Origin of the sequence: Bradyrhizobium sp. CCGUVB14 (genome assembly GCF_024199935.1) — a bacterium.
In the GTDB taxonomy this organism is placed as follows: domain Bacteria; phylum Pseudomonadota; class Alphaproteobacteria; order Rhizobiales; family Xanthobacteraceae; genus Bradyrhizobium.
In genome coordinates, this window is sequence record NZ_JANADS010000001.1 from 777,848 (window position 1) to 790,840 (window position 12,993).

Here is a 12,993-nt window from a genome sequence, read left to right on the forward strand (position 1 = left end):
GGCGATGTTCGTGCCTCATTCTCCACCGTCGTCCCGGCCTTCGCCGGGACGACAGCGAATGTTTAGCCCGCCGTCCCCTCACATCCGCAACAACGCCTGCCGATCGATCTTCCCCGTGCCCGTCTTCGGCAGTTCGTCGATGAAGATCACCTCGCGCGGATATTTGTACGGCAAGAGCTTGCCCTTCACATAATCCTGCAGCCGCCGCGTCGCCTCGCTTTGATCGGTAGTGCGATTGTTCATGACCACGACCGCCTTCAGCGTCATGCGCCGGTCCGGCAGTTCGGCTGCGAACACCGCGCATTCGCGGATCTCGGGATGGTCGGCGAGGCACAGCTCGACCTCGAGCGGGTAGACCCACTGGCCCGAGATCTTGATGAGATCGTCGGCGCGGCCGCGGAAGAAGTGAAAACCGTCGCTGTCGCGAACAAAACGGTCGCCGGTATAGATCCAGCCGCCCTCGCGGATGGTCTCGGCGGATTTGTCCGGCCGGTTCCAGTAGAGCGGCGTGTTGGAATCGCCGCGCACCCACAAAATGCCTTCCTCGTTGTCGCCGACGTCGCGCCCCTCCTTGTCGCGCAGTGCGACCTCGTAGCCGGGAACGCGCAGGCCCGCCGCGCCAAGCTTCTTCTGCGCGGGGCGGTTGGAAAGGTAGATGTGCAGCACCTCGGTCGAGCCGAGACCTTCGACGATCTCGAGGCCCGTGAGCGTCTTCCAGCCGTTGAAGACTTCGGCCGAGAGCACTTCGGCTGCCGAGAGCGCCATGCGCAGCGAGGAGAAGTTCGTGTTGGCCGCGCCCTCGGCCTTGGTCAGCGAGGTATAGAGCGTCGGCAGGCCAAAGAATACCGTCGGCTTGTACTGCTCGATCGCGGCAAAGATCGATGCCGGTTTCGGCTGTCCCGGCAGAAGCAAAGTTGCCGCGCCCGCCGAGAACGGGAAGGTGACGGAATTGCCGAAGCCGTAGGCGAAGAAAATCTTCGGCACGGAGAAGCAGATGTCGTCCGGGGTCAGCTTCAGAACGTTCTGCGCAAAGGCGACTTCGCTATAGGCCATGTCATGCTGGAGATGCACGATGCCCTTGGGCCGGCCGGTCGAGCCGGACGAGTACATCCAGAACGCCATCTCGTTGCGATGCGTCGGCGCTTCGGCCATTTCGGCCGGGAATTGCGAAAGCCAGTCCCCTGCGGCCATCGCTTTCGGCGCGGCGTGGTCACCCACATCGCCATTGACGACGATCAGTGCGCGCAGCTCTGTGCCCTTGCAGGCCTCGGTGTTGAAACGCGCGCAGAACTCGGCATCCGCCACCGCAACGGCGGCGCCGGAATCGGCGAGATAGAATTGCAGCAGTTCCGGCGGCGTCAGCGTGTTGATCAGCAGCGGCACGAAGCCGGCGCGCACCGCGCCGAAGAAGGCGGCGGGATAGGCCGGCGTGTCGTCGAGGAACAACAGCACGCGATCGCCGCGCTGCAGGCCAAGCGACGCAAGACCGTTACCCCAGCGGCAGGCCTCAGCGCAGAGCTCGGCATAACTCCGCGACCCCGCCGGGCCGATCAACGCGAGCCTGTCGGCATTGCCCCTGGCGAGATTGTCGAACAGCACGCGGCTGGCGTTGTAGATTTGCGGAACGGCAAAGCCGATCTCGCGGGCGCCCGCGCTGTCCGCGGGCACCTGGTCGCGTATCTCGTTGCTCATGCCGTGGCCTCGCCGTTCGCGTCTGTGCCGTTCTTCTCGGCTTCGTAGCGCGCCATGAAGGCCGGCGACATGTGGCGCAGGCGTGCATCGTCGATGCGGCCGGAGCGGGTGATGTAGCTATAGGCGAAGTCCATCAGGCCGAGCTGCATGTGCTGGGCAAAGTGCTCGTACCAGAAGGCCGAGGTGCGCGCGGCATTGACGAGCTTCTGCACCACCGGCTTGCGGTCGGCCTGGTAGCGTTGCAGTGCCGTCGTGAGATGCGCATCCGATTCAAGGGCCTTGACCAGCGCGATCGCGTCCTCGATCGCCAGCCGCGTGCCCGAACCGATCGAGAAATGCGCCGAGTGCAGCGCGTCGCCGATCAGCACCATGTTCTTGAACGACCAGTGCTCGTTCCAGACCCAGGGAAAGTTGCGCCAGACCGATTTGTTGGAGACCAGGCAGTGGCCGCCGAGCGTGTCCGCGAACACCTCCTCGCAGACGCCCTTGGACTGCTCGACATCCTTGTAGGCAAAGCCATAGGCCTGCCAGGTCGCGTGATCGCACTCGACCAGGAAGGTGCTCATGCTCGGCGAGTAGCGGTAGTGGTGGGCATTGAACGCGCCGCGGTCGGTCTTCACGAACGTCTGCGACAGCGTGTCGAAACGCTTCGAGGTTCCATACCAGACGAATTTGTTGGAGGAGTAGGACAGCGAGGTGCCGAAATCACCTTCATAGGTGCGGCGTATCAGCGAATTCAAGCCGTCGGAGGCGACGATCAGGTCGTGGCCGTTGAGCTGGTCGATCGTCTGGATCGGGGTGTCGAAGCGCGCCGTGACGCCGGCATCGAGCGCGCGCTGCTGCAGGAACTGCAGGAGTTCGAGCCGACCGATCGAGGAGAAGCCGACGCCGTCGATCGCGACGCTGTCACCGCAATGGTTCAGCGTGATGTTCTCCCAGCTCTCCATGTGCGGCGCGATCGCGTCGACCGTCTCGGGGTCGTCGGCGCGCAGGAACTCCAGGGCCTGGTCGGAGAACACGACGCCAAAGCCCCAGGTCGCGTCGGCCGGGTTCTGTTCGAACAGGTCGACTTGATCCTCGGGGTGACGCTTCCTCCAGAGATAGGCGAAATAGAGCCCACCGGGCCCCCCGCCAATCACGGCGATCCGCAAAGTCTGCCTCCCTAATTGACAGTATACTTACTATCTCAGGGTAGACTAATGGGCTCCGGCTTCCCACGCCAGCGGAATTATCGGAAAGGCGTGGCACGCCGCAGCGCGGCCGCGAGCACAATTTTCGCGTGTGCCCGAAACCGTCCGCCGCGAATCATAGCCAAACTGCGCCGGATTGACTACCCGCGCGTCAGACGCAGCGCTTCACGTAGACCCCGTTCACCAGCACCCTGGTACAGCGGACCACCGGCACCGGCCTGCGGACCACGACGGCTGCGTTCGGTCCGGCGCAACCGGCGCGATAGACGCCGCGGGCGCATACCACCGCATTGGCGTCGGTGGTCTCAAACGTCATGGTTGCGGCGAAGGCGAGCAATGCGGAAGCGACGAGCAGGAATGAACGCATGTTTTTCTCCCGGTCTTGTCGTGATTGAAATCGGATGGCGGCAAAAGATTAGTCGCAAGAGGCGTGCGAAAATTCACGCGGGGCAGTCCGCCATCAACGGCCCCGCGAGCTGCGTGCTGCTTATCGCGCGGCGAACGGGGCAAGCACCTCCTTGCAGCCGGGCGATAGCGACGCCGCGTTGCTGGAGATGCACTGCACGATGCGGCCGCCACCCGGCTGAACGCCGGCGCAGAGCGAGCGAATGTCGGCGCCGCAGGCGGAGCGGACGATGAACAGCTCTTCACGCGGTCGCAATGGGCGCAGGACGATCACGCTCGGCGCAGCCGCCGGTGCTGCTCCGGCAGCGGGCGCTGCACCAGTTGCCGGCGCGGCCGTCGCTGCTGCGCCGCCGCCACCGGCCGCAGCGGTCACGGCCTTTGCGCAAGCCGCCGAAACCTTGGCCTTGTTCTTCTCCAGGCATTCGAGCGCGGGAGCGCCGCCCGGCGGCACGCTGGCGCAAACCTTGGGATAGTCGCTGCGGCACGCGCTCTTGACCGCGCCAATCTGTGCGCTGCTCGGCTGCTTGGCCGCCGCTGCTTTGGGTGCGGATTCCGCGGCCGGTTTCGCCGCAGGCTCGGCAGCCGGCGCGGCATCGGTCTTTGCAGGTTCCGATTTTGCGGGCGCAGCTTCGGTCTTGGGTGCTGCAGCGGGCTCGACCGCGCGGACCGCGGTCTGGCATCCCCCCGACAGGCTCGACATGTGGCTCTGCAAACATTGATAGGCTTCCACGCCGCCGGGCGTCACGCTCGAGCAATGTGCGATGAAGTCCGAGCGGCATGCGGAGCGGATGGCGCTCTTCTGAGCCTCGGTCGGCGCTTGCGCGTATGCGCTTGTTGCAGTTGCGAAGAGTGCTGCGGCGAGCAACGCGTGACGCGTCGAAACATGTTTCAACATGTTGAACATCTGGGTGTATTCCTGCCCTGTCGGCAACGCCGATGATTTATGAAAAGTGATGCAAGCAATCGTTGCGGCCAATACCGCGTGCGGCATCATTCGCCGCCGCGAGCTCTACCGCAAGTAGATAATGTCAGTGCAATTGCGACGTAACTACGTCGTTAGAGCTTGACCATGCGCTTGCCCCGGTTCTCACCGGCGAGCAATCCGATCAGCGCTTTCGGCGTGTTCTGCAATCCGTCGATGATGTCTTCCTGCACCTTCAGTCTGCCGGCCTTGACCCAGGCCTGAAGATCGGCGAGCGCGCGCGGGCTCTCCTTCATGTAATCCATCACGATGAAGCCCTGCATCACGAGCCGCTTCACCACGATCAGGCCGGGCACGCCGCGCGGGCCGTGTGCCGACGGTGCGCCATCATACTGCGAGATTGCACCGCAGCAGGCGATGCGGCCGTAATTGTTCATCTGCGGCAGGCAAGCTTCCAGAATATCGCCGCCGACATTGTCGAAATAGACGTCGATGCCCTTTGGCGCGGCCGCGCGCAGCGCCTTGAACACTGCGCCGTCCTTGTAGTCGACGGCGGCATCGAAGCCGAGCTCGGAGGTCAGCCAGTGGCACTTGTCGGCGCCGCCGGCGATGCCGATCACGCGACATCCCTTGATCTTGGCGATCTGTCCGACGATCGAGCCGACCGAGCCCGCCGCCGCCGATACCACGACCGTCTCGCCTTCCTTGGGCTTGCCGACCTCGAGCAGGCCGAAATAGGCGGTGAGGCCGGCGATGCCGAACACGCTGAGCAGATGCGTCATCGGTTCGAGCTTCGGCATTTTCGTCAAATGCTTTGCGGGCACTGCGGCGAATTCCTGCCAGCCGGTGTCGCCGAACACGATGTCGCCTGCCGCCAGCTCCGGCGCCTTCGAGCTGACGACCTCGGCAATGCCACCGCCGGCCATCACGCTGTTCGCCTCCACGGCCGAACGGTAGGTCGCGCCGTGCATCCAGGCGCGGTTGGCCGCGTCGAGCGAGATGTAACGCACGCGCAGCAAGGCCTCGCCGTCCTTCGGTTCCGGCAACGAACTCTCGACCATCTTGAAGTGCTCGGGACCGAGCTTGCCGCTGGGCTTTTCAACCAGAAGAATTTGACGATTGCGGCTTCCACTCATGGCGTTCCTCCCTAATGGCTTGACGATTATTGATGCAGCTGCAGCCAAGAAAACGAGCAAGCCGCATTCGTTGTGCGCTGCATGAAGGCTAGATCTCCGCGTTCCGTTTCGCAACGGGAACATCCGGCTCGAGCAGCCGCACGCAAAGCGTGTTGCGTCGCTGTCATATCTGCGACATCATGAAGCGGCCGGTGTAGTTGGGGGTATTCAATGTCGAACAGGTTTACGCAATACATTCTGGCGGCGATGGTGCTCGGCATCATCATGGGCTCGGCGATCTTCAATTTCATGCCCGAGACGCGGGGCGACTGGGCCTCGTCCATCAACCTGATCGCCGTGATCTTCCTGCGCCTGATCAAGATGATCATCGCGCCGCTGGTATTTGCGACCCTGGTCGGCGGCATCGCCCATATGGGCTCGGGCTCGAAGCTCGGCCGCATCTTCGCCAAGACCATGGGCTGGTTCGTCAGCGCCTCCTTCGTCTCGCTGCTGCTCGGCCTCGTCATGGTCAACCTGCTGCAGCCCGGCGCGAACTTCCCCGGCACGCTGCCTGCGGCGGGGCAGTCGACCGGCCTGCCGGTCTCGGCCTTCTCGATCGAGAAATTCCTGACCCATCTGATCCCGACCTCGATCGCGGATGCGATGGCGCAGAACGAGATCCTTCAGATCGTGATCTTCGCGGTGTTCTTCTCGGTGGCGATGGGCGCCCTGCCGGAGCGCTCCAAGCAGATCCTGTCGTTGATCGACGATCTCGGCCACATCATGCTCAAGGTGACGAGCTATGTGATGCTGTTCGCGCCGTTCGCCGTCTGGGCCGCCATCACCGCGACCGTCGCCAAGAACGGCCTGCTGGTGCTCTGGAAGCTCATCGTGTTCATGGGCGGCTTCTACCTCTCGCTCTTCATCCTCTGGGGCATCCTGGTGGCCGTCGGCTTCATCGTGATCGGGCCGCGCTACAGCCAATTGCTCAGGCTGATCCGCGAGCCGCTGATGATCGCGTTCTCGACCGCGAGCTCGGAAGCCGCCTACCCGAAGACGCTCGAAGGCCTCAACCGCTTCGGCGCCTCGTCGCGGATCTCGAGCTTCGTGCTGCCGCTCGGCTATTCCTTCAATCTCGATGGCACGATGATGTACTGCACCTTCGCCAGCATCTTCATCGCGCAGACCTATCACATCGAGATGTCGCTCTCGACGCAGCTCGCGATGCTGGCGACGCTGATGATCACCTCGAAGGGCGTCGCCGGCGTGCCGCGCGCCTCCCTCGTGGTGATCGCATCGACGCTGTCGCAGTTCGGCATCCCCGAGGCAGGCCTGCTCATGATCATGGGCATCGACACCTTCCTCGACATGGGCCGCAGCGCCACCAACGTGATCGGCAACACGCTGGCGACCTCGGTCGTGGCGAAGTGGGAAGGCGAGCTCGGGCCCGAGCATGCGATGGGGCCGGGCGATGCCGTGCCGGGCGACATGGTGCCGGGCGAAGTGCCAGCGATGGCCGGCCACTGACGGGAGTACGTCATGCGCCCTTTGACGGCGATTTCGGGCGGCCTGTTGCTGGCAGCGTGTCTGCTGGCAACGCCTGCCTCGGCCCAGAGCGGCGGCAGTGAAGGGCTTAGCCCGACGCTGCTCGCCATCAAGAACGCGCACACCGTGCGGCTCGGCTACCGCGAAAGCTCGCCGCCGTTTTCGTTCCTCGACCAGTCGGGCCGGCCGATCGGCTACAGCCTCGAGCTCTGCGAGGCCATCGTCGAGGAGATCGGCGTCGAGGTCGACGATCCCAATCTGAAGATCGACTACGTCAAGGTCACCTCGGACGACCGCATCGACGCCGTGCTCCAGAACAAGATCGATCTGGAATGCGGCTCGACCACCGCCAATTCCGAGCGCGGCAAGCGCGTCGCCTTCTCGCCGCTGATGTTCGTCGCCGGCACCAAGCTGATGGTGCCGAAGGCGTCCAGCGTCCAGTCGCTGACCGATCTGAAGGGCAAGACCATCGTGGTGACGAAGGGCACCACCAACGAGCAGGCGATCCAGGCGGCTGACAAGAAGTTTTCGCTGGGGCTGAACATCGCCGTCGGCGCCGACCACGAGCAGTCGTACCAGATGCTGGTCGACGGCAAGGCCGATGCGTTCGCGACCGACGATATTCTGCTTTCGGGCCTGATCGTCCGCCACAAGGCGCAGGACAAGTTCCGCGTCACCGGCGACTATTTGTCTTACGATCCCTACGGCATCATGTTCCGCAAGGGCGAACCGCAATTGTCAGCGGTGGTGGATCGGACCTTCCGCAAGCTCGGCTCCAACCACGACCTCGTGCCGCTGTACAACAAGTGGTTCACCGCGCGGATGCCGACCGGCGAGCGGATGAACGTGCCGATCTCGCTGCAGCTCGAGGAAGCCTTCAAGGCGATGGACGATTCCGCCAGCGCGAATAATTAGTGGAGGCTCTTACCCTCCCCTGGAGGGGGAGGGTCGATCGCGCGTAGCGCGAGCGGGGTGGGGTGATCCCTCCGCTCGGGCACCGCTTCTGTGGAGAGACAGTCACCCCACCCCGCTGCGCATTCCGCTTCGCTCCATGCACAGCGACCCTCCCCCTCCAGGGGAGGGTAAGAGGGCCCGCGACTAGCTTCCCCCAAACACCCGATCCAACGCCGCGTCATACGTCGCCTGCACCAGCTCCGGATGCAGCTTTGCCAGCGCTTCCATCATCACGCCGGAATTGATCTCCAGCACGTGCCAGTCGCCGTCGACGCGCACCACGTCGATCGACGCGAAGGTGATGCCGATGGCGCTCGCGGCCTCGATCGCGAGTTTCACGCAAGCTGCGCGAGTCTCGCCGTCCTCCAGCAACACCGGCCTTGCGCCGGCATCGAGATTGTGTCGCCAGTCCGCGCCACGCCGCTTGCTGTAGACGACGCGGGGTTGATCATCGAGCAGGATCACGCGGACCTCGTCCTCGATCTCGACATAGGGCGAGATCACGAGCCCGGTGCTCATCGAAAAGACTTCGTCAGCCGCGCGGTCGAGCTCCGTCCCTGTCGTCACCCTGAAGACCGATCGTCCTGACGTCCCCTCGTTCGGCTTCACTACGATGCCTTGCGGATGGTCGTGAAGCAGCCCAAGCATGGCCTCGCGCCAGGCGGCATCAACGACATTCCTGCCGAGCTTCGGGTTGAGGAACAGGTGGTGCGGAATGCAGGGCACGCTTTCAAGCGACAGCGCCTCCGATGTCGCCGATTTGTCGTTGGCGAGCCGATGTGCGATCGCGCTGTTGAGGCCGATGTCGTAGCCGAAGGCGAAGCGGCGCAGCCCGCCACGACGCATTGCGATCAGCCAGCCGCCCGCGCGGACGTCGACGTCGATGCCATGGCGCATGCCATAGCTCCTGATCGCCTGGACGAAGATCCGCTCGCCGCTTGCCGCCATCTGTTCAGTCGCCTGTCCGGATCATCGTTCCTGTCGCCAAAAGCCGCAAAAATGCGAGAAACGACGCCGGGCCCGGGTGAAAGTCAGAGCTATTCTTAATGAAATTCTCGCGAGCAGGATGGAAATTAAGTGCTGCAATTGCGCCAGAAAGGGAAAAGAAATTGCCCTCTGTGCGCCCCGGACAGCAGATCCGTTAATGATGTGGCCATTTCCGCCGCAAATGCCGCTTTGACCGGCATCAATTGCATCCGGAACGAGGTTGATTATTGGTCTCAATGGCGTAGATCACACACGCGAAATCCTCCGCCATGGCAATGGTGTCCGCCCCGTTTTCAGGGCCGGGCAATGCTTTTGCCCTAAAACCGCAATTATTCGGAATATCGAAAATCATGAGCGCGTTTTACCGAGAGAAGGTTCTTTCCGTCCAGCACTGGACCGACACGCTGTTCAGCTTCCGCGCGACGCGCGATAGCGGCTTCCGCTTCCAGAACGGCCAGTTCGCGATGATCGGCCTCGAGGTCGAGGGCCGTCCGCTGCTGCGCGCCTACAGCATGGCCAGCGCCAATCACGAGGAAGAGCTCGAGTTCTTCTCGATCAAGGTGCAGGACGGTCCGCTGACCTCGCGCCTGCAGAAGATCAAGGAAGGCGACACCATCCTGGTCGGCCGCAAGGCGACCGGCACGCTGATCACCGACAACCTCATCCCCGGCAAGCGGCTGATGCTGCTCTCGACCGGCACCGGGCTTGCGCCCTTCGCCAGCCTGATCAAGGACCCCGAGGTCTATGAGCAGTTCGAGAGCATCGTGCTGGTGCACGGCTGCCGCCAGGTCTCCGAGCTCGCCTATGGCGAGAAGCTCGTCGCGAGCCTGCGCGAGGACGAGCTGTTCGGCGAGCTGCTCGCGGACAAGCTGATCTATTATCCGACCGTGACCCGCGAACCGTTCCGCAACCGCGGCCGCATCACCGACCTCATCAACTCCGAGCAGATCTTCAACGACATCGGCCAGGGCCCCCTCAACATCGAGACCGACCGCGTCATGATGTGCGGCAGCCCGGCGATGCTCGAAGAGCTGAAGGTGATGTTCGAAGGCCGCGATTTCATCGAAGGCTCCGGCAACAAGCCCGGCCATTTCGTGATCGAGAAGGCGTTCGTCGAGCGCTGATTGGCGCAAGCACAGCTGTCGTCCCGGCGAACGCCGGGACCCATACCGCGGAATCTATCGATTGCGGATGGTAGGCGTGCCGAACGACTAGTCTTCATCAAACTACTCCCTGGGGTCATGGGTCCCGGCGTTCGCCGGGACGACGTGTGATTGGAATCTCACCTCACACTCGCCGGCTGCCGCCACTCCCCCTCACCATCCTCCCCCGACTTTGTTATTGGCGTCGCCCGCGCGCGCCTTGTTATAAGCTCGCGTTAAATTCTCGCAGCGATGTTGCGATGCGAGAATGGGGGAGCTGCGCGCCTTGTCAGCGATCGACCATGGTCGTCCGCCGAGACCGACCGCCTATGTGCTGGCGGGCGGCGGCAGTTTCGGGGCGATCCAGGTCGGCATGATGCATGCGCTGGCGAAGCACGGGGTCGTCGCCGATCTCGTGGTCGGATCAAGCGTCGGCGCGATCAACGGCGCCTATTATGCCGGCGACCCCTCGCTCAAGGGCGTGCTCGGGCTGGAAGCGATCTGGCGCAGCCTGAAGCGGCAAGACGTCTTCCCGGTCACATGGCGAACGCTGCTCGGCTTCATGTGGCGGCGGGACTTCCTGATTCCGCATGATGGCATCCGCAAGCTGATCGAGGATCATCTGCCCTATCGCAACGTGCAGGAGGCCCAGCTTCCCCTGCACATCGTCACCACCGATTTCGTCTCCGGCGAGAGTGTGGTGCTGTCGGATGGCCCGGTGGTCGAGGCGATCCTGGCGTCGACCGCGATCCCCGGCGCCTTTACGCCGGTCCACTACCGGAACCTCTTCCTTGCCGACGGTGCGATCTCCTCGAATACGCCGGTCCGGATTGCGGTGAAGATGGGCGCAAAGCGGTTGATCGTGCTGCCGGCCGGGCATGCCTGTGCGGTCGAAACGCCTCCCGTCGGTGCGGTCGCCAATGCCCTGCATGCGCTGACGCTGCTGACCGCGCGGCAATTGGTGGCCGAGCTCGAAGCGCTCTCCCCCGATATCGAATATGTCGTGGTGCCGCCGCTGTGCCCGATGGTCGGATCACCCTACGATTTCTCGCTGACGGGCGAACATATCGATCGCGCGATCGAAGCGACCGGCGAATGGCTGGCGCGGGGCGGCCTCGAACGGCACGGCGTGATCCCGCACGAGGCGCAGCTGCACGGCCATTGAATTGGTCACTGATTTGTCATGTGATTGAATCTATTGCAGTGCGAAAGCCCGTCCTCCGGACGGATTGATCTGAAGCGTGCGGATTCGGTAGCCTCAAGACAGGTCCGCGTCATATCCATAGACGCGGCGCGGGCGTATCATACCCCGTCATGCTGACGAGAGGACGTGGTCGTGGCCAACGAGAACAAGACGCAAGCTTCGTCCGAAGGGCTGATGGAAACCCTGCTGCTTCCATTTTCGCCACGCTTCATCATCCTGACGATCTGCGCGGTCGTCACTGCGCTGCTGATCGGCATCGGCATCGCCGACCGCAAGATCTTCGACATCCTCTTGATCCCGATCTGCATCTTCGGCGCCCTGACGCTGCTCGGCGTCCGCGATCTCATGCAGAAAGGCCACGCGGTCCTGCGCAACTACCCGATCTCGGCGCATATCCGCTTCCTGCTCGAAGAGATCAGGCCGGAGATGCGGCAGTATTTCTTCGAGAGCGAGAAGGACGGCATGCCGTTCTCGCGCGACATCCGTGCGGTGGTTTATCAACGCGCCAAGATGCAGCTCGACAAGCGTCCGTTCGGCACCCAGGAGGATGTCTATCGCGAGGGCTATGAGTGGATGCATCATTCGGTGTCGCCGAAGGCGCATGCCGAGGAGAAGTTTCGCGTCACCATTGGCGGGCCGGATTGCGCAAAGCCCTATTCGGCCTCGGTGTTCAACATCTCGGCGATGAGTTTTGGCGCGCTCAGCCCCAACGCCGTGCGCGCGCTCAATGCCGGTGCCAAGAAGGGCGGGTTCGCCCACGACACCGGCGAAGGCGGCTTCAGCCCCTATCACGCCGAGATGGGCGGCGACATCATCTGGGAAATCGGCTCCGGCTATTTCGGCTGCCGTCATCTCGACGGCACCTTCGATCCCGAGGCGTTCGCGCGTGTCGCCGGCCAGGACCAGATCAAGATGGTCGAGCTCAAGATCAGCCAGGGCGCCAAGCCAGGCCATGGCGGCGTGCTGCCGGCGGCGAAGGTCTCGGAGGAGATCTCGAAAATCCGCGGCGTCTCGATGGGCGAGGATTGCATCTCGCCGGCCTCGCATCGCGCCTTCTCCACGCCTGTCGGCATGATGCAGTTCATCGCCGAGATGCGACGACTCTCCGGCGGCAAGCCGGCCGGCTTCAAGCTCTGCATCGGCCATCCCTGGGAGTTTCTGGCGATCTGCAAGGCGATGCTGGAGACCGGCATCTATCCCGACTTCATCGTGGTCGACGGCAACGAGGGCGGTACCGGCGCCGCGCCGCTGGAGTTCATGGACCATCTGGGCATGCCGATGCGCGAGGGCGTCAACTTCGTCCATAACGCGCTGGTCGGGATCAATGCCCGCGACCGCATCAAGATCGGTGCGTCCGGCAAGATCGCCACTGCCTTCGACATGGCGCGGGCGATGGCGATCGGCGCCGACTGGTGCAACTCGGCGCGCGGCTTCATGTTCTCGCTCGGCTGCATCCAGTCGCTGAGCTGTCACACCGATCGATGCCCGACCGGCGTTGCGACGCAGGATCCGACGCGAGCGCGCGCGCTTTACGTGCCGCTCAAGATCGACCGCGTGCATAATTATCACCACGCGACGCTGCACTCGCTGACCGAGCTGATCGCCGCGGCCGGCCTGACCCATCCGCAGGAGCTGCGCCCGGTCCATTTCAGCCAGCGGACCTCGACGACCCATGTGCAATCCTTCGCACAGCTTTATCCGCCGCTGCGCGCGGGTGAGCTGCTCGAAGGCACGGAAGACCCGCGGTTCCGCGACGCCTGGCGGATGGCACAAGCGGCAACATTCCAGCCGGCGCTGTGAGGCCCGCAGCCCACCGTATGATACCGCCGCGGGCCGC

The 12,993-nt window shown here is 63.6% G+C and carries 11 protein-coding genes; 5 read left to right on the forward strand and 6 right to left on the reverse strand.

Going from position 1 to position 12,993, the window contains the following annotated elements; translation table 11 throughout:
* Positions 1-78 precede the first annotated feature (78 nt).
* The 5 genes from NLM32_RS03710 to NLM32_RS03730 form a co-directional block, all read right to left on the reverse strand.
* The gene (locus tag NLM32_RS03710) at positions 79-1,692 is read right to left on the reverse strand and encodes a benzoate-CoA ligase family protein (RefSeq protein ID WP_254127927.1); all 1,614 of its coding nucleotides are present in this window, start codon (positions 1,690-1,692) and stop codon (positions 79-81) included.
* On the reverse strand, positions 1,689-2,843 hold the full coding sequence (locus NLM32_RS03715; protein WP_254127928.1) for an FAD-dependent monooxygenase: 1,155 nt from the start codon (positions 2,841-2,843) through the stop codon (positions 1,689-1,691). Before NLM32_RS03715 ends, NLM32_RS03710 begins: the two co-directional genes overlap by 4 nt.
* Before the next feature lie 190 nt (positions 2,844-3,033).
* The gene (locus NLM32_RS03720; RefSeq protein WP_254127929.1) at positions 3,034-3,249 is read right to left on the reverse strand and encodes a hypothetical protein; all 216 of its coding nucleotides are present in this window, start codon (positions 3,247-3,249) and stop codon (positions 3,034-3,036) included.
* Positions 3,250-3,369: 120 nt separating this feature from the next.
* Positions 3,370-4,191, reverse strand: a complete 822-nt coding sequence (locus tag NLM32_RS03725; RefSeq protein ID WP_254127930.1) for a cysteine rich repeat-containing protein — start codon at positions 4,189-4,191, stop codon at positions 3,370-3,372.
* 152 nt (positions 4,192-4,343) lie between these two features.
* Positions 4,344-5,345: an NADP-dependent oxidoreductase gene (locus NLM32_RS03730; RefSeq protein WP_254127931.1), complete on the reverse strand. Its 1,002-nt coding sequence runs from the start codon at positions 5,343-5,345 to the stop codon at positions 4,344-4,346.
* Between the two features lie 210 nt (positions 5,346-5,555).
* Between NLM32_RS03730 and NLM32_RS03735 the strand changes: the two genes are divergently transcribed.
* Both NLM32_RS03735 and NLM32_RS03740 read left to right on the forward strand, forming a co-directional pair.
* Positions 5,556-6,851 (forward strand): dicarboxylate/amino acid:cation symporter, encoded by a 1,296-nt coding sequence (locus NLM32_RS03735; RefSeq protein ID WP_254127932.1) that lies wholly within the window; start codon positions 5,556-5,558, stop codon positions 6,849-6,851.
* 12 nt (positions 6,852-6,863) lie between these two features.
* Positions 6,864-7,784, forward strand: coding sequence for an amino acid ABC transporter substrate-binding protein (locus tag NLM32_RS03740; protein ID WP_254127933.1), 921 nt, complete (start codon positions 6,864-6,866; stop codon positions 7,782-7,784).
* Positions 7,785-7,967: 183 nt separating this feature from the next.
* On the opposite strand, the gene NLM32_RS03745 is transcribed toward NLM32_RS03740, so the two are convergent.
* The gene (locus NLM32_RS03745) at positions 7,968-8,771 is read right to left on the reverse strand and encodes a RimK family alpha-L-glutamate ligase (RefSeq protein WP_254127934.1); all 804 of its coding nucleotides are present in this window, start codon (positions 8,769-8,771) and stop codon (positions 7,968-7,970) included.
* A 389-nt stretch (positions 8,772-9,160) separates the two neighbouring features.
* On the opposite strand from NLM32_RS03745, the gene NLM32_RS03750 reads away from it, so the two are divergent.
* From NLM32_RS03750 to NLM32_RS03760, 3 genes are all read left to right on the forward strand, one after another.
* Complete coding sequence (locus NLM32_RS03750) at positions 9,161-9,934, forward strand: ferredoxin--NADP reductase (RefSeq protein ID WP_254127935.1); 774 nt, start codon at positions 9,161-9,163, stop codon at positions 9,932-9,934.
* 304 nt (positions 9,935-10,238) lie between these two features.
* Positions 10,239-11,117: a patatin-like phospholipase family protein gene (locus tag NLM32_RS03755; RefSeq protein WP_254127936.1), complete on the forward strand. Its 879-nt coding sequence runs from the start codon at positions 10,239-10,241 to the stop codon at positions 11,115-11,117.
* Positions 11,118-11,330: 213 nt separating this feature from the next.
* Positions 11,331-12,956 (forward strand): FMN-binding glutamate synthase family protein, encoded by a 1,626-nt coding sequence (locus NLM32_RS03760; protein ID WP_254135199.1) that lies wholly within the window; start codon positions 11,331-11,333, stop codon positions 12,954-12,956.
* Positions 12,957-12,993: the final 37 nt, after the last annotated feature.